Source organism: Marinobacter sp. (genome assembly GCF_052094685.1).
Lineage (GTDB): Bacteria > Pseudomonadota > Gammaproteobacteria > Pseudomonadales > Oleiphilaceae > Marinobacter.
In genome coordinates, this window is sequence record NZ_JBQDKB010000035.1 from 20,014 (window position 1) to 36,011 (window position 15,998).

Genomic DNA, 15,998 nt, shown 5'->3' on the forward strand with positions numbered 1-15,998 from the left:
GAAACAAAAAGACCGGAGGCTGCAAACCTCCGGTCTTTTCGTGAGTGCCTGCTTTCTTTTAGCCTTCAGGCCGTTTGTTTGGAAGGATCCTTGGTCAGGCGTAGATAAGGCCGGACTGCGCGATAGCCAGACGGAAACCGACGATTGATTTCCTCCTCGTCCTGAAGTGCGGGCACAATCACCACGTCGTCACCGCTCTCCCAGTTACCCGGTGTGGCCACCTTGTGGTGCTCGGTCAGTTGCAGAGAATCAATGGCCCGCAGCAGTTCATTGAAATTGCGGCCGGTACTGGCTGGGTAAGTCAGCGTCAGGCGCACTTTTTTGGCCGGATCGATCACGAACACCGAGCGCACCGTGGCACTGTTGTCGGCGTTGGGATGAATCATGTCGTACAGTTCTGACACCTTGCGGTCGCTGTCCGCCAGAATGGGAAAGTTCACACGCGTGTTCTGGGTATCGTTGATGTCTTCAATCCACTTGCCGTGGGAATCCACATCGTCCACGCTCAATGCCAACACCTTGACGTTGCGCTTGGCGAATTCATCTTTCAGCTTGGCGGTCAGGCCCAGTTCGGTAGTGCACACCGGAGTGAAATCCGCCGGGTGGGAAAACAGCACGCCCCAGCTGTCGCCAAGGTATTCGTAAAAGTGGATCTTGCCCTCGCTGGATTTCTGCTCGAAATCAGGGGCGGTATCGCCGAGTTTTAAAGTCATGAGTCACTCCTCTGGTTAATTTTTGCATCCGTTCCATCAAGGTACGTTCTATCAAAGTACCAAGAACTTAACCTGCTGAAATCCAATAAAAAACAATATGGTTTTTCGATAAATTGCTAACGCGTTTTTTGAACGCCCAGCAACCCCGCCGCATTCCGATATAGCACCTTGTCCAGTACCGCTTCTCGGAAACCCAGTTCGAGCGCGTCGTTGATGGACTGGCGGATGGGCCGGAAGGTGTACGACGAGCCGAACAGCAGTTGTTCCGACAGGAAACTGTTGGCGGCCTCCACGTACAGTTGACTGCCGGGCTGGAACAGGTACATGTCAGGCACCAGGAAGACGTTCTGATAACGGAACGCCACCCCGATGGCCTGGGCGACGTTCGGCCAGTAACCGTGGTAGACGATCAGCGGTAAGGTGGGAAACGAACTGGCCACCACCGCTAGTTCCGCCGGATCATTGAACCTCGGATCCGGCGTGGTGGGTCCGCTCATTAACGAAACCGGTACGCCAAGGCGCGCGCAATGCTCGTAGATCGGGAAGTAAACCGCATCGTCCGGATGGCGGGCGGGTTGGGCAAATCCGGGTTCAATATTAATGGCGGACAGACCCAGCTCGTGCACGGCCCGGTCGATTTCTGCAATGGCACCGTCCACGCCCTGAATCACCGGGTCTACAGATCCCACGCCCAGAAGCGATTCCTGGCCCGTTACAATCTGGTGTATGCGGTCATTGGGCAGGTGCTGGGCGGGGGTGTGCCGGCCCACTACCACGGCCCTGGTCAGGCCGGCATCACGGACTTCGTCCAGAAACCCCTGCTCGGTCAGGGAACGGGTGAAGTGCTGGTCATCACCCCGGGTGCCCACCCGACGATTCAGCCAGCGGGCGGTTTCAAAGGCTTCGTTACCCGGCGTGGCGCCGAAAAAGTCGTGCAGGTAAGCCGGGCGGCAACGCATGTCGATTATTTTCATAAGGCAAGGTCCTTACTGGAAAAGCATCCGCGAGCGTGCGAATGGACAAAGGACCTTAGCCTAAAGCGTCTCAGGCTCATCCAGAACCAAGTATTTAAGAAAAGTATTTGCCTGATTTTGATAAGGTTTTATATGCCTTTTTCTGCAAAGCATGGCAGGTATTCTTGCTTGTCGGGTGCCCCGGAGGTGCCACCTTCATAACCAATCCCACAGCATACCCAGCAGAGCGCTGGTGAACAGCACCGGCAGCATGCCGATTTTAAACCGCAGAATGGCGACGAACGCCCCCAGCGCCAGAACCACACTGGCCAGTTGGACACTGCCCCATTCCGGGGACAGCCACTGAACGCCCCAGGCCTTCGCTGTCGTCACCTCGGCAAATGCCACATGCACGGCAAACCAGATGGCCAGATTCAGCATAACGCCGACCACGGCTGCGGTAACGGCTGACAGGGCGGCACTGACCGCCTGGTTGCCCCGTAGTTTCTCCACGTAGGGCGCACCCAGAAAAATCCAGAGGAAACAGGGTACGAAGGTGACCCAGGTGGCCAATATCGAAGCCAGAACGCCGGCGGTAAACGGGTCCAGGCCACCGGAATCCCGGAAGGCGCCCATAAACCCGACAAACTGCACCACCTGAATCAGTGGCCCGGGTGTGGATTCGGCCATGCCCAGACCATCGAGCATTTCCCCCGGCGCCAGCCAGCCATGATTCTGAACCGCCTCTTGCGCCATATAAGCCAGTACCGAGTAAGCGCCCCCGAAGGTCACCACGGCCAGCTTGCTGAAGAACAGGCCAATCTCGGTGAATACATTGTCCATGCCCAGCGTCAGGGCCAGCGCTATCAGAGGCACAAACCACAGGGGTAGCCAGATCCCGAGCACCTTCAGTGTGCGCCCCCGGCTTGCCTGGGTGTGATGGCCGCCACCACTGGTCATCATTGCATCAATGGCGCGCTCGCCTTCTTCCTGAGTCGTGTGGCCCTTGATCACGATGAATCGTTGTGGGTCCAGGTGGCGACCAACCAGTCCCACCAGCGCAGCTGTGGCAATGACAAGGGGGAAGGGCACGGCAAAAAAGAAGATGGCCACGAAAGCCAGCGCCGCCAGCGTGACCATGATCCGGTTCTTCAGTGCCCGCTGGGCGATGCGGACCACCGCCTGGATGACCACCGCCAGCACTGCGGCTTTGATACCAAAGAACAGCGCCTGAACCAGAGAGGTTTCCTGGAAGCCGGCGTACAGCAGGCTCAGCCCCAGGATCGCCACAAAACCGGGCAGAACGAACAGGGTGCCGGCCACCAGCCCCCCTTTCACGCCGTGCAGTAACCAACCCAGATAGGTGGCCAGTTGCTGCGCCTCCGGCCCGGGCAGCGCCATGCAATAATTGAGCGCGTGTAGAAACCGGCTCTCGCTGACCCATCGCTTCTCATCCACCAGAATCCGGTGCATTACGGCAATCTGGCCCGCCGGACCACCGAAGCTCAGCAGTGCAACCCGCAACCACACCCGCACCGCCTCGGCAAAGGTGATGCTGTGGCCAAAGGTGTTGTCGGCTGAAGGAAGGGGCGTCCCTGGGGAGTTCTGAGAAACTTCCTCAGATGAGGTGGATGTCATCAGGTATTTCTCCGAAATAAAAAACATAGAGTCTACCAATCCCCCGCGAGCAACAAACCAAGAAAACCTGTAATGCTTTGCGCAAATCCGGAAAAGCAGCCACTACACGCGCTGGGCAACTGTATCCATAAAAAGGAATGTTGATCGAAGATAATCGGATTTGTGAGGGGGGCCAGGGGCGCTAACCTGCGGTCAGGCAATGACAACGACTTTCAAGGAGAATGGCCATGTCCCTCGACGTATTCTGGTTTCTGCCCACCTCGGGCGATACCCGCTATTTTGGCAAGCCCGGCAGTGGCCGGCCGGCAACTAACCGTTATATGCAGCGCATTGCCACTACTGCGGAAGACCTCGGGTACGACGGACTGCTGATTCCCACCGGCGCCAGTTGCCAGGACCCATGGGTGGTGGCCTCAAGCCTTGCCCCGGTGACCAGCCGTATCAAGTTGCTGGTGGCGCTTCGAACGTCCATCTCCGGGCCAACGGTCTCCGCCCGCCAAGCGGCAACGCTGGATGAAGCCCTTGGTGGCCGCTTGCTGCTGAATGTTGTTCCCGGAGGCGATGCTGCCGAACTCGCAGCGGAAGGCGTCTATTACAGCCACGACGAACGCTACGAGTCCGCCGATGAATTCCTGAAGGTGTGGCGCCGCCTGCTTCAGGGTGAAACGGTCAATTTTGATGGCAAGCACCACCGCATCAAGGACGCAAAAAACTACTTCGAACCGGTTCAGAAGCCCTATCCGCCCCTGTATTTCGGCGGTTCTTCCGATGCGGCTGTGAAACTTGCCGGTGAACAGGTGGATGCCTACCTGACCTGGGGCGAGCCGCCAGAAGCCGTCGCTGAAAAGATTGATCGCGTTCGCGTGGAAGCCGCCAAGCATGGCCGCACGGTACGCTTTGGTGTGCGCCTGCATGTGATTGTCCGGGAAACCCGGGAAGAGGCCTGGGCGGAAGCAGACAAACTCATCGAAAACCTGGACGACGACACCATCGCCAAGTCCCAGCAAAACCTGGCCAAGATGGATTCGGTCGGCCAGAAACGCATGCTTGAGCTGCACGGCGGCCGTCGGGACCAGCTGGAAATCAGCCCGGTCCTCTGGGCCGGCGTAGGTCTGGTGCGGGGCGGGGCGGGCACCGCTCTGGTGGGTGACCCCGAAACCGTGGCAAAACGTCTGCTGGAATACCGGGAGGCTGGAGTGGATACGTTCGTGTTGTCTGGTTACCCCCACCTTGAGGAGGCGATCCGGTTTGCAGAACTGGTTTTCCCGCTGTTGCCGGGCAAGCAGGCGGTTACCGACACAGCTTTCCATACTGGCGGTGCTTTCGATATTCGAGCCGAAAAGGCATCCGCTTCATAACGCGACCTGAATCTGATTTTCTGTGTGCTTCGTGGCACCTCTCCGGTTGGCCGGATACTTCGGTATCCGGCCCTTTTTGTTCGCCCGGGCCGATTCCTGCCCGCTCCATATGAAAAAAAACGCTTAGCAATGCAGTAAATATTATTCGGTTTATTTTTTAACCTGCCTTAGACTTCAATGATCTTGATGCCCTGGTTTTTATTACCGGACAGCGCGTTTTCGCCAGGTATTTGATCTTTAATTAGGAAATAGAGCCTGTGAACTTTCAGCAACTACGCATCGTGCGGGAAACCGCCCGGCAGAATTTTAATCTGACGGAAGTGGCCAATGCGCTGTTCACCTCCCAGTCCGGTGTGTCCAAACACATCAAGGATCTGGAGGAAGAACTGGGTGTTGAGCTATATGTCCGAAAAGGCAAACGCCTGTTGGGGCTGACCGAGCCTGGTCAGCAGATGCTGGTTTATGTAGAGCGCATGCTGATGGACGCACGCAATATCAAAAATCTGGCCGACCATTATCAGGAACAGGACTCCGGCGAGTTGACCATTGCCACCACCCACACCCAGGCGCGGTATGCATTGCCGGAGGTGGTCACCCGGTTCAAACAGCAGTTTCCAAAAGTGCGGTTGCGGCTGCACCAGGGCAGCCCGGATGAAATTGTCAGCATGCTGCTCAGCGGCGAGGCAGACATCGGTGTGGCCACAGAGGCGCTGGGAAACATTCCGCAACTCGCGTCATTTGCCTATCACCGCTGGCACCACGGTGTGGTGGTGCCCAAGCTGCACCCGCTGGCAGAAATAGAACGACTGACGCTGGAAGACATTCAGCAGTACCCCATCATCACCTATCACGAGGGATTCACCGGCCGGGCCTCTATCGAGAAAGCCTTTGCCACCGAAAACCTGCGCCCGGAAATCGTGATGACCGCCCTGGATGCGGACGTGATCAAATCCTATGTGGAGCTACGCCTGGGTATTGGCATTATCGCATCAGTGGCGTTCAACCCTGCCCGGGATTCCGGCCTGCAGTTGCTCAATACCGATCACCTGTTCGAGGAAAAGCAGACCCGCATCGGCATACGCCGGGGCAATCTGCTGCGCAATTATGCATTCCAGTTTATTCAGCTGTGCGCGTCGGAGCTGACCGAGGAGGTGGTGGCTGCCCAGTTGGCGCTGCCAAACGGTGGTTGATCAGAGGGGTGCATTTGCACCCTGCGACCGCTCCACCACTATTCTGATAAAGATATCAATTTTTATTGGTTAATCTTCCCTCCTCACCTCTCTACTATTAACAACACCATTCGTCACGGCAGATTGAACTATGTGCCAGATCTTCGGTTTAAACAGCGCCCGTCCAGTGTCCCCGCAAGAACCTTTGCGTGGCTTCCTGTGCCGTGGCGGCGGTACCGGTGATCACAAGGATGGCTGGGGTATTGCCTATTACGCCGATGGCACCCACCACCTGAATGTCCAGAAAACCAGCGCCTTCAACTGCCGCAAGGCCCAGGCGTTTCTGGGCCGGGATATTCTCACCCGCAATCTGATCGCCCATGTCCGCAAGGCCACTTTCGGCCCGGTCGATCTGGTCAACAGCCACCCTTTCAGCCGCAAGCTGTGGGGTTATGACTGGGTGTTTGCCCACAATGGTGACCTGCATGATTTCAAGCCAAAGGTAGATGCACGCTTCAAACCCAATGGCGAAACCGACAGCGAAGCCGCGTTCGCCCTGCTGCTATCCGAACTGGTAGCCACCTTTGGAGATACCCGTCCGGGGCTTGACGCGCTGGCGGGGGAGATTCGCCGCGTCGCCGCTGATATTGCCACCCACGGCACCTTCAACTTCCTGCTGACCATTGGCGATGTGATGTTTGCCCATGGCAGCACCGATCTTTACTGGACCAGACAGACCGGCGAGCCGAGGCGCGCGCGGCTGGTGGATTGCGACCAGTGGCTGGACGACACCGTCTATGCCGGCGCGCCTATCGTGATGGTTGCCACCCAACCGATCACTGATGGCCATGAATGGCACCGGTTCGGGAAAAACGAGCTGGCGGTCTTTGTCGGCGGATCACCCCATGATGAAGCATCTGACGTTCCATTGCTGGACGGGTATGATCTGCTTCAGACTACCCGGGTCCGCAGTGACCTGCTTGAGGTGCTAAGCCAAAGCCACGCCATCTGAGGAGAGAATCTTTGCCATCCGGTAAGCGTCTTATCGATAAAATCACCGACGAACTGCGCCTGGCACGCCACGATTGGCGCGAGCGCCAGGGCCGGGAGCTGGATCTTGGCAGCCGTGAGCTGCCGTCTCATCAGGCCGTTCATCAAACGGTGGACACCCTCTGCGCCATTCTGTTTCCCATGCGCCTGGGCCCGCCGGATCTGACCAAAGAGCGGGAAGACCAGTTCGTGGCCTACATGCTGGGCAACGTGGAGAGGGAACTGGTCTATCAGGTGGCGCTGGAACTCCAGTACCTTGACCGGGGCCAGCAGGCTCTGGTCGCGCTGAGGGAGCAGGCCAGCGGCCAGGTCGGCAAGCTGCTGGTACAACTGGCGGCACTGCGGCGGCAACTGGATGAAGACGTACTTGCGGCCTACCATGGCGATCCCGCGGCGACCTGCGTGGACGAAGTGCTGATTTCCTATCCCGGTGTCGAGGCCATTATCCATCACCGAATCGCCCATGGCTTCTATCGGGCAGGCCTGCCGATGATTGCGCGAATCATCGCCGAGAAAGCCCATTCGGCTACCGGTATCGACATCCATCCCGGTGCCACCATCGGGCGCTCGTTTTTTATTGACCATGGAACCGGCGTGGTGGTCGGCGAAACCGCCATTCTTGGTGACCGGGTGCGCATTTACCAGAACGTGACTCTCGGTGCGGTGCGGTTCAATGAAGACGAGACCGGCGCGTTGACCAAAGGCGAGCCACGCCATCCGATTGTCGAAGACGACGTGGTGATCTACGCCGGTGCCACCATCCTGGGCCGCATCACCATCGGCCGTGGCTCGGTGATTGGCGGCAATGTCTGGCTGACTTGCAGTGTGCCGCCGGAAAGCCGGGTATCCCAGGCCTCGGTCACGCATGCGGGGCCAGCACTCTGAAGCCTTTCCTTTACATTCCCCTCAATCAGTAACTGAGCAGGTGCGGCGACAGGCTCTGACTCTGGGCCACCAGGACTCTTGGCGCGGGCTCGCGGGAGGCCCGGGCAAGATACCGCAATCCTTCGATCCAGCGCTGGTGTCCGGATTCGGTGTTGATATGGCCGACACCCGGAAGCAGCTCGAATTCGCTACCCCAGTGCAGAGCCAGGTCCCGGGCACGGTCCGCCGACGCTGCCCGGTCGTTGGTGGAGCCCACCACCAGGGAAGAAAACGGAAGGTAGTCATCGGGAATGGGCGCAAAGGGTTGCAGCGCGGCCGGGGCTAACTCGCGCTCGGTATCTGCGGGGGCGACCAGCAGCGCACTTTTAATGCGATCGGCTCGCCTTGGGCCATGCCTCTGGGCCCAATGGGCCACCGCAACACAGCCAAGGCTGTGGGCAATAAGCACCAACTTGTCGGTGGGCGCGTTGCGAACGTCCCGGTCGATGGCCTCAATCCAGTCTTCCGGATCCGGCTGTGACCAGCTCTCTACGTGAATCCGTTTGCTGTTGGGTAGCAATAGCTGCCAGTGGCTCTGCCAGTGGTGGGTTCCCGAGCCGTTCCAGCCGGGGATAATCAGATAACCGATTTCTTCGGACATGAGGTTTTCTCCAATTCTCTTTGCTTACCAATACCCGGACTTTACCGATACCTCTTGATCAGACGAACCAACCATTTCTGCATTTATTATTCTGCGATTGCATAAGGCGCGCAAAAAGGCGCCATTTCGGTAATAGATGATTTATTCAAAAGCTCTGCACGATAAGTTGGTTTGGCACCGCTATTTGCGCTGATAGCGTTAATCCCACGAAACGGGCCTGATTCCGGCCCTGTAATCATGGAACGGATGGAGATCAATATTGTGGCTAAACAGGCTTCCCTGAAACACAGACTACGAACCAGCCGCCGAGCGTTTATCGGCCTGCTGGCCTCGAGCGCTTTGCTGCTGACACCGCTGGCCGCCAACGCGGAGGTGGAGGAAAACACCCTGCGTATCGGTTACCAGAAATACGGCACCCTGATCCTGCTCAAGGCCCGGGGCACCCTGGAGCCGCAGCTTGCGGAACAGGGTTTCGACGTGAAGTGGATCGAGTTCCCCGCCGGCCCGCAGCTGCTGGAAGGCCTGAACGTCGGCAGCGTGGATTTCGGCACCACGGGTGAGACCCCGCCCATTTTTGCCCAGGCCGCCGGTGCGGATCTGGTCTATGTGGCAAACGAGCCGCCGGCGCCCAGGGGTGAGGCGATACTTGTGAAAGCTGACTCGCCGATTCAGTCCGTGGCGGATCTGAAAGGCAAGCGAGTGGCGCTGAACAAGGGCTCGAACGTTCACTACCTGTTGGTGCGAGCACTGGAAGAAGCCGATTTGTCGATTCGCGACATCAAGCCGGTTTACATCAAGCCCGGCGATGCCCGCACCGCATTTGATCGTGGCGACGTGGATGCCTGGGTGATCTGGGACCCGTACCAGGCGGACGCAGAGATTGCTGGTGCCCGTTCACTGCGGGATGGCGAAGGCCTGGTGGACAACCACCAGATCTATCTCGCGTCCCGGCCTTTTGCTGAGCGGTACCCCGGCATCGTTAATGAGGTGATCGACTCGCTCGCCGAGCTGGATGCCTGGGCCAAGGATCATCCGCAGGAAGTGGTGGACATCCTTCACAAGGAAACCGGCATTTCCAAAGACTCTCTCCGCCTGGCGGTTGATCGCTACGCCTATGGCGCAACCCGGATCACGCCAAGGATTGGTGACGCCCAGCAGACCATTGCCGATGTGTTTTACGAGCTGAATCTGATTCCGCGTGAAATCAACATCGATTCGGTGCTCTGGCAAAGCCCTGCCTCGGTCGCCCAAAACGCACAATAAGTCGGTCAGGAGGCAGAGGCTATGTCGCTTTCCATTCGTAACCGGGCATTAGCAGGCTTTCTGCCCTGGATCGTGCCAGTAGTTCTGCTGCTGGCCTGGCAAATCGCGGCGCAGTTGGGCTGGATTACCGCCAGAGTGCTGCCGGCACCGACCGATGTGGTGGCTGCAGGCTGGCGGCTGACGGTATCCGGCGAGCTCTGGTTTCATCTGAAAAGCAGTTTTGAACGGGCGGCCGTTGGCTTTGTGATCGGTGGTGGTATTGGTCTGGCCCTGGGATTTGCCACCGGCCTGTCCCGCTGGCTTTCCCTGCTGCTGGACAGCACGCTGCAGATGGTGCGGAACATTCCACACCTGGCGCTGATTCCGCTGGTGATTCTGTGGTTCGGGATTGATGAAACCGCGAAGATTTTTCTGGTGGCGCTGGGCAGCGTGTTCCCGATTTACCTGAACACCTATCACGGCATCCGCAACGTTGATCCGCAACTGCTGGAAATGGCCCGCTCCTACGGCGTTAAGGGTTTTGCCCTGTTCTGGCACGTGGTTCTGCCGGGTGCCCTGCCTTCGATTCTGGTGGGTGTGCGTTTTGCGCTGGGTTTCATGTGGCTGACGCTGATTGTCTCGGAAACCATCTCGGCCACCGACGGCATTGGCTACCTGGCGATGGATGCCCGGGAATTCATGCAGACGGACGTGGTACTGGTGGCCATCCTGCTATACGCCGTGCTCGGCAAGCTGGCTGATCTGTGTGCCAAGGGTCTGGAGCTGTGGTGGCTGCGCTGGCACCCGGCCTACCAACGGGGAGAAGGGGTATGACTGAACAATCCACAAGGTGGGGTGTGGGAATCAGCACCCGAAACCTGCAACGGCACTTTGGCGATCTAACGGTTCTCAAGGGCCTGGACCTGGATATTCGGGCCGGCGAAAGCCTGGTGATCATCGGCCGCAGCGGCTGCGGGAAGAGCACGCTGTTGCGGTTGTTGGCCGGGCTTGATCAACCGGATGGCGGAAAGCTCAAATTTGCCGGGGAGACGGCCGGAACCAGCGATCACAGTGTCCGGATGATGTACCAGGAGCCGCGCCTGCTGCCCTGGAAAACCGTGATCGAGAACGTGGAGATCGGCAAGGTGGAATCCGCCCGGGTCAAATTCTCACTGCACGAGGTGGAACTGGACAGCAAGTCTCAGGACTGGCCCGCAAGCCTGTCCGGTGGCCAGAAGCAGCGGGTTGCCCTGGCCCGCGCGTTGGCGCACCGGCCGGAACTGCTTTTGCTGGATGAACCCCTGGGCGCGCTGGATGCACTGACCCGCTCCACCATGCACCGGCTGATCGAGAATCTATGGCAGGAGCATGGTTTCACCCTGGTGATGGTGACCCACGATGTCAGCGAAGCCGTGATGCTGGCAGACCGGGTGATCGTACTCGACGGCGGGGCCATTGGTCTGGATGTAAACATCCAGTTGCCGCGCCCCCGAGTGGCCACCGACCCGGCGTTTGTGGGCTACGAGGCGCGCTTGCTGGAATACCTGACCGGCGTGCCGGCCGAGGCACCGGATGAAACAGTGCCCAACCATAAACTGGCCACCGTGCAGCCGGAATCCGGCTACCTGGCGATTTCAAATTAACCGTTTTGAACCAGAATTTTCACTAATCAGAGGAAACCAATATGAGCATTCAACAACTGAACCCACGTAACCAGTTCCGCGGCCAGGTGGTAGCCATCAATGAAGGGCCGGTGCTATCCGAAGTCGATGTGGAAACCCCGGGCGGCATTGTCACCTCGGTGATCACCACACGTTCTGTCAAAGAGCTTGGCCTGAAGAAAGGCTCCGATGTGCTGGCCTTTGTGAAGGCAACGGAGGTGGCGTTGGCCAGATTATGAGAGAGTTCGTCAATAAAGGTGAGCTGCATCTGGCGCCCCATGGCGAGCGAGACAAAATCGGGCAGCCCTTAAACTGGAAGCTAGCAGCTTAGGGGCTTGCTCTGATTCGCCAGACGGTTCATCCAGATTGTTTACTCACCCGCTGGAGCAATTTCCCCGTTGGCTAGTCTTAAACAATAGCATTATTTGCGAACCTTAATGTTCGCTTTGCGACCAAACCTGTCATGACTCTCGCTCGTAATGTGCGCGATGCCCATAGCGCCATGGCCGATAACCAAAGCCAGGACTACCGAAAGCGCGTGCCTGTTGGTTTTGGACGGCTTGGACATAACCTCTACTGGATGCCCCCACCCGAGAACCGCGGTTGAGTGGTTGTTTTAAGATACCAATGGGTGTGAGGGCAGTGTCACTGCGTAGATCCCTGTTCTGGGCATTCTTCCGGGGTGTATTTTGAGGGAACATTAAGGGGGTGGCAGGTGTATGATATTTTTGAACCATTGACCACTTTTGGCGAAAAAATTAGTACTCCTTCGTTGGAAGATTCCCCGGCCAGCTGGATTTTTATTACACCATTTTGACTGTTGAGAGTCGTCTTGCCGACGTATTCCCCGTTTTTCTTGTCCAAATCAAGCTCGCTGACATTAGCGGGATACGCTGCATGGATCGCGTAGTAACTTGAAATCGCCGCTGCCATCTTTTTTGCGTACCTGAAGGACTCTTGTGCCCGAACTCCTTGGTAGAAATTGTTGTGAGTGGAATAAAGCATTGAAAAGGCTACGATGAAGCCAATAATCAACAGAGTTTTTATTAGTTTCACCATGATGTTGAATGCGTTCATTTTACCCTAACCTTGGTTCCCTGTTCTGTCACCCACTCTGAAATAAGTTCAAAGCCTTCAACCGCTTAGCCCTGAGCGAAAGCCTTAAGTGCAGCACCGCTCGTAAGAATCTAAAAATCTGGTATCGTCGCGTTTGGATCAAGTGCTGGTGTACCATGATTTTCTTCACTTTGGCCAGTATTGCAAATAAGGGTGCCTGCAACGGCCCGCCTACCTCTGCCTGTTAATTCAAAGTGGTGCATTCATTCTATTAATGCCAAACCTTAAGGTGAAAAATGCCATTCACACCATTGCACATGGGCCCCGGAATAGTTGTAAAAGCTACGTTGCAGAATAGCTTTTCACTCATGGTTTTTGGCTGGTCGCAAATCGCTATCGATATTCAGCCTCTCGTTGTCATGCTCACTAACAAGGGTGAGCTGCACGGCTTTTCTCATACGTTACTGGGTGCAACCCTGATAGGGCTATTTAGTGGCCTCACTGGCAAGCATCTTGGTGAGTTTGGTTTGCGTTTTATTCGTGCACCGGAATACCTACCAATTAGCTGGCGAGTATCCTTTGCAAGTGGGTTGATTGGAACCTACAGCCACATATTCATAGACAGCATTATGCACTCCGACGTCTTGCCATTGTCGCCATTTAGCGAGGCAAGCCCGCTCAATGGCATCATCAGCATTGATGCCTTGCATGTCTGGTGTATGGTAAGTGCTGTTGCTGGTGGTCTGGCCTGGTTTGTGATCAAGCACATCAAGCGTCGATCATCCCGTCTTCGTATTGGGTAAGGAACCCTATAATGTCGAGCACTGCTGTCCGCTATCTCACTATGCTCCGCATGGTGCCTCGCTTTCCTAAAACCATAACCACAACCGAGCTGGCCAAGCGTCTCGAAGAGCAGAGTTTCTCAGTCACCATGCGGTCGATTCAACGGGATTTGGAGAAGCTGAGTGCGGATTTCCCATTGCTGGTAGACGAAAGCTCGCGCCCCTTTGGCTGGTCATTCGACCGGGATGCCACCATCGATATCATCCCGGCGTTGGATCTGCCTGCAGCACTGACCTTTGAGTTAGCCAAAGCCTACCTCACGCCCATGTTGCCACCCAGAGCACTGTCCCATCTCAAGCCACACTTTAATGAAGCACACCGTACCTTGTCGCGAGAGAGTAACCCTCTAGGACAATGGCCAGACCTTGTGCGTGTTATTAACCGGGGGTTAAGTGGAAGTCGCCCAGCTATAGATGCGGATGTGCTGGAAACAGTCACCGAAGCCCTGTTGCGCGAGTATCAATGCAAGCTGACGTACCAGGCACGCAACTGGCCCGAACCTCAGAATATTACCGTTCACCCGTTGGGCCTGATTTTTCGGGATCCGAACGTTTATCTGATCGCAACCATTGATGGCAGGGAAGGTGTGCGCCAGCTGGTACTGCACCGAGCCACAACCGGAGAGTTGGTTGAGCAGCCTATAGAGCGCCCTGAAGATTTCGATCTGGACCTTTACATCCATTCCGGTGCCATGGGAATTCTTAGGTCAAACGAGCCAGTATTTCTTAGGCTTCGTTGTGACAAGCCTGAATTGAACCATCTGATCGAGTCGCCACTGGGCTTTGATCAGCTCACAACTGAGACTGACAACGACACCTTTGAAATCTCTGTAACGGTGGGTGATACCCAAGATCTACGCTGGTGGTTGTCGGCACAAGCGGTTCACTGTGACATTCTAGAGCCGGTATGGCTGCGAGATGAGATTGAGGCAACGTTAGCAGCGGCGCTGGAGCGCACGAAGAAAGCCTGAACGTGCCGCCAAACATTTTACTTTCTGCATTTCTGCGTGTTGTTTTTTAAAGCGACACTATTTGTCGGGCATATGCCATATTCTAGCCTTAACACTTAGCCAAGGCGTATAAAATATGTCTCTTTCTCAAATGTCGATTGGTGTAACAGGTTTAATTATGATCGGGGCCGTTGTGAGTGGCGAGTATTGGATGATTCCATTCGCCCTGATTGGCGTCGAAATACTGACCGGGTTTGCTGGGTCAATCATGAGTTATTTTGTCAACTAACTCTGGATAATATTGGGGAGCTTAGCCATGCGAAATGATCCGTATTCCACCAAGCAGCAAAAGCCGATCGGAAGCTTGCGAGAGGCGTTTCTTTCCGCTCCACCCTTGCCAGAGCGGCTGCAGAAAATTAACCGAGTTGTAGATTCAATCTCAAAAGGAGTGCTCTGGCTTGGTTACGGCGTCGCCCTTGTAAGCTGGTTTGTTGCGGCCAACACAATTATTGCTTTTTCGATGCTGCTCAAAGGGAAGTAACGCTTCAGCACGAGTTGTAGGTCGCCATAGTGCGCCAGTTTCGTCACTTTCGAGAGGTTTGGATGCCACAGATCCGGCTATAAGTCTGGTAGTTTGCAAAGTGCTCGGCAGACGACAGAAAAGCGTTTGGTTGAGCAAGCACTGTGTACTTTGATGCAAAGTGTTTTTTCAAATCAGGCTCGACGACGCTGGCCACGCCTTTCCCAATACAAATAACGTGGTCTGGTTTTGCGGATAGGACAACATCTCGTGTGTACGACTGCCAGGATTCTTTCAGCGCATCGAGCATGCGCGGCACTTTCTGGCCCTCTTTGTATAGGGCTACGATGCTCGCATCAATAAGCCAGATACCCTCACGCTTCATCTGCTTCAAAACTTCTATCTTGTTACGCAACCTTTCTTCGGGTGCAGTTTTACCGAGAATAGGGCGGAAGTCGTCAGGGCTCGATATGGAATTGCAGCAACTGTAAAAGATTTTCCAGAACTGAGGGGTGCCGTCACGCTTTGGATGCTTTACAGACTGAGTCAGACTTTTTTCACCGTACCCTAAACAGTACACAAAGCGGGCGTATTGATCCGGATAACCAGAAAGTCCGGGGATGGGTAAGGTGGGTATTTGTCTTTCGGAGTCGTCGGTATAGACATGCGACTCCGCAAGGAGCACGACACGTACTGTTTCAGGCTTAAAAAAACGGCGATAAGCTTCGACCAACTCCACGGATTCGAGAGGCTCAGTGTTGTCACCGAGGAGCTCTTTGATTCTTGAGTAGGTTGCTCTCAGCTTTTGCATTGTCGCCCTTCAAAGGCTGTTAAAATCAAATTGTGCCTCCCTAATCTGCAGGCAACAGTTATACTTTTCTTACCATGTAACCAGTAGCCCAGAATTTTCGGCTGCTCTGACTGCAAAGTGCGTTACCGCCTCTTCCAGATACGTGAGGACCTGAAAGAGTTGGTCACAATAGCGGGAGCACATGATTTACTTTTTAGACGGGGAGCATCCTCAAAAGGTAAGCAGGGCACATTGCTTACTTCACAAGAAACGCCGCTCTAAGGCGGGTATTTCAAGTTCTATATCATCGGAAAATTCATATTCTGTATTATCCTCATCCTCTATCGAGCTTGAGGCATAAGCGCGAAGCCACAGCTTTGTATTTTTAGCTGAAACCACATAGCCTTTTGAGCTTTCGGAGCCTTTCAGGCGGTCTGGGAATGCCCAGCCTGTTTTTTCTAAATTAGCCACCGTTATGTAGTGGTCAAGTGATTTAGGCCACCGTCTTTTGAGTTTTCCAGTAGGCCTGCT

18 protein-coding genes and 1 pseudogene are annotated in these 15,998 nt (G+C 55.8%); 11 read left to right on the forward strand and 8 right to left on the reverse strand.

Annotation, left to right across the window (positions count from 1 at the left end; genetic code table 11):
* Window positions 1-65 precede the first annotated feature (65 nt).
* The 3 genes from ACTH3S_RS09030 to chrA all read right to left on the reverse strand — a co-directional run bounded on the left by ACTH3S_RS09030 (window position 66) and on the right by chrA (window position 3,304).
* Window positions 66-713 (reverse strand): peroxiredoxin, encoded by a 648-nt coding sequence (locus tag ACTH3S_RS09030; protein WP_441808678.1) that lies wholly within the window; start codon window positions 711-713, stop codon window positions 66-68.
* A 116-nt stretch (window positions 714-829) separates the two neighbouring features.
* Window positions 830-1,687 carry an amidohydrolase family protein gene (locus ACTH3S_RS09035; RefSeq protein ID WP_441808679.1) on the reverse strand — a complete coding sequence of 286 codons (858 nt, stop codon included), beginning with the start codon at window positions 1,685-1,687 and terminating at the stop codon, window positions 830-832.
* A 195-nt stretch (window positions 1,688-1,882) separates the two neighbouring features.
* Window positions 1,883-3,304: a chromate efflux transporter gene (chrA, locus tag ACTH3S_RS09040; RefSeq protein WP_441808680.1), complete on the reverse strand. Its 1,422-nt coding sequence runs from the start codon at window positions 3,302-3,304 to the stop codon at window positions 1,883-1,885.
* Window positions 3,305-3,531: 227 nt separating this feature from the next.
* On the opposite strand from chrA, the gene ssuD reads away from it, so the two are divergent.
* The 4 genes from ssuD to epsC all read left to right on the forward strand — a co-directional run bounded on the left by ssuD (window position 3,532) and on the right by epsC (window position 7,766).
* Window positions 3,532-4,662 carry an FMNH2-dependent alkanesulfonate monooxygenase gene (ssuD, locus tag ACTH3S_RS09045; protein ID WP_441808681.1) on the forward strand — a complete coding sequence of 377 codons (1,131 nt, stop codon included), beginning with the start codon at window positions 3,532-3,534 and terminating at the stop codon, window positions 4,660-4,662.
* Window positions 4,663-4,919: 257 nt separating this feature from the next.
* The gene (locus tag ACTH3S_RS09050; RefSeq protein ID WP_441808682.1) at window positions 4,920-5,852 is read left to right on the forward strand and encodes a CysB family HTH-type transcriptional regulator; all 933 of its coding nucleotides are present in this window, start codon (window positions 4,920-4,922) and stop codon (window positions 5,850-5,852) included.
* Window positions 5,853-5,982: 130 nt separating this feature from the next.
* The gene (locus tag ACTH3S_RS09055; RefSeq protein WP_441808683.1) at window positions 5,983-6,843 is read left to right on the forward strand and encodes a class II glutamine amidotransferase; all 861 of its coding nucleotides are present in this window, start codon (window positions 5,983-5,985) and stop codon (window positions 6,841-6,843) included.
* Between the two features lie 11 nt (window positions 6,844-6,854).
* The gene (gene epsC, locus ACTH3S_RS09060) at window positions 6,855-7,766 is read left to right on the forward strand and encodes a serine O-acetyltransferase EpsC (protein WP_441808684.1); all 912 of its coding nucleotides are present in this window, start codon (window positions 6,855-6,857) and stop codon (window positions 7,764-7,766) included.
* Window positions 7,767-7,791: 25 nt separating this feature from the next.
* Here epsC and ACTH3S_RS09065 read toward each other — a convergent pair whose 3' ends face one another.
* A complete protein-coding gene (locus ACTH3S_RS09065; RefSeq protein WP_441808685.1) occupies window positions 7,792-8,406 on the reverse strand; it encodes an RBBP9/YdeN family alpha/beta hydrolase in 615 nt (204 codons plus the stop codon).
* Window positions 8,407-8,730: 324 nt separating this feature from the next.
* On the opposite strand from ACTH3S_RS09065, the gene ACTH3S_RS09070 reads away from it, so the two are divergent.
* The 4 genes from ACTH3S_RS09070 to ACTH3S_RS09085 are packed head-to-tail and all read left to right on the forward strand — an operon-like array spanning window position 8,731 to window position 11,548.
* Window positions 8,731-9,669: a sulfonate ABC transporter substrate-binding protein gene (locus ACTH3S_RS09070; RefSeq protein ID WP_441808696.1), complete on the forward strand. Its 939-nt coding sequence runs from the start codon at window positions 8,731-8,733 to the stop codon at window positions 9,667-9,669.
* A 21-nt stretch (window positions 9,670-9,690) separates the two neighbouring features.
* Window positions 9,691-10,482 (forward strand): aliphatic sulfonate ABC transporter permease SsuC, encoded by a 792-nt coding sequence (ssuC, locus tag ACTH3S_RS09075; RefSeq protein WP_441808686.1) that lies wholly within the window; start codon window positions 9,691-9,693, stop codon window positions 10,480-10,482.
* On the forward strand, window positions 10,479-11,291 hold the full coding sequence (locus ACTH3S_RS09080; protein WP_441808687.1) for an ATP-binding cassette domain-containing protein: 813 nt from the start codon (window positions 10,479-10,481) through the stop codon (window positions 11,289-11,291). Before ssuC ends, ACTH3S_RS09080 begins: the two co-directional genes overlap by 4 nt.
* 41 nt (window positions 11,292-11,332) lie before the next feature.
* A complete protein-coding gene (locus tag ACTH3S_RS09085) occupies window positions 11,333-11,548 on the forward strand; it encodes a TOBE domain-containing protein (RefSeq protein WP_023009826.1) in 216 nt (71 codons plus the stop codon).
* A 182-nt stretch (window positions 11,549-11,730) separates the two neighbouring features.
* Here ACTH3S_RS09085 and ACTH3S_RS09090 read toward each other — a convergent pair whose 3' ends face one another.
* Both ACTH3S_RS09090 and ACTH3S_RS09095 read right to left on the reverse strand, forming a co-directional pair.
* On the reverse strand, window positions 11,731-11,877 hold the full coding sequence (locus ACTH3S_RS09090; protein WP_441808688.1) for a hypothetical protein: 147 nt from the start codon (window positions 11,875-11,877) through the stop codon (window positions 11,731-11,733).
* Window positions 11,878-11,954: 77 nt separating this feature from the next.
* Complete coding sequence (locus ACTH3S_RS09095) at window positions 11,955-12,386, reverse strand: pilin (protein ID WP_441808689.1); 432 nt, start codon at window positions 12,384-12,386, stop codon at window positions 11,955-11,957.
* Between the two features lie 275 nt (window positions 12,387-12,661).
* Between ACTH3S_RS09095 and ACTH3S_RS09100 the strand changes: the two genes are divergently transcribed.
* From ACTH3S_RS09100 to ACTH3S_RS09110, 3 genes are all read left to right on the forward strand, one after another.
* Window positions 12,662-13,168, forward strand: a complete 507-nt coding sequence (locus ACTH3S_RS09100; RefSeq protein ID WP_441808690.1) for a hypothetical protein — start codon at window positions 12,662-12,664, stop codon at window positions 13,166-13,168.
* Between the two features lie 11 nt (window positions 13,169-13,179).
* Window positions 13,180-14,178: a helix-turn-helix transcriptional regulator gene (locus ACTH3S_RS09105; RefSeq protein ID WP_441808691.1), complete on the forward strand. Its 999-nt coding sequence runs from the start codon at window positions 13,180-13,182 to the stop codon at window positions 14,176-14,178.
* A gap of 295 nt (window positions 14,179-14,473) precedes the next feature.
* Window positions 14,474-14,698, forward strand: a complete 225-nt coding sequence (locus tag ACTH3S_RS09110) for a hypothetical protein (RefSeq protein ID WP_441808692.1) — start codon at window positions 14,474-14,476, stop codon at window positions 14,696-14,698.
* A gap of 43 nt (window positions 14,699-14,741) precedes the next feature.
* Here ACTH3S_RS09110 and ACTH3S_RS09115 read toward each other — a convergent pair whose 3' ends face one another.
* Window positions 14,742-15,488, reverse strand: a complete 747-nt coding sequence (locus tag ACTH3S_RS09115) for a hypothetical protein (protein ID WP_441808693.1) — start codon at window positions 15,486-15,488, stop codon at window positions 14,742-14,744.
* Window positions 15,489-15,728: 240 nt separating this feature from the next.
* Window positions 15,729-15,998 (reverse strand): annotated as a pseudogene (locus tag ACTH3S_RS09120) (hypothetical protein); the annotation flags it as partial.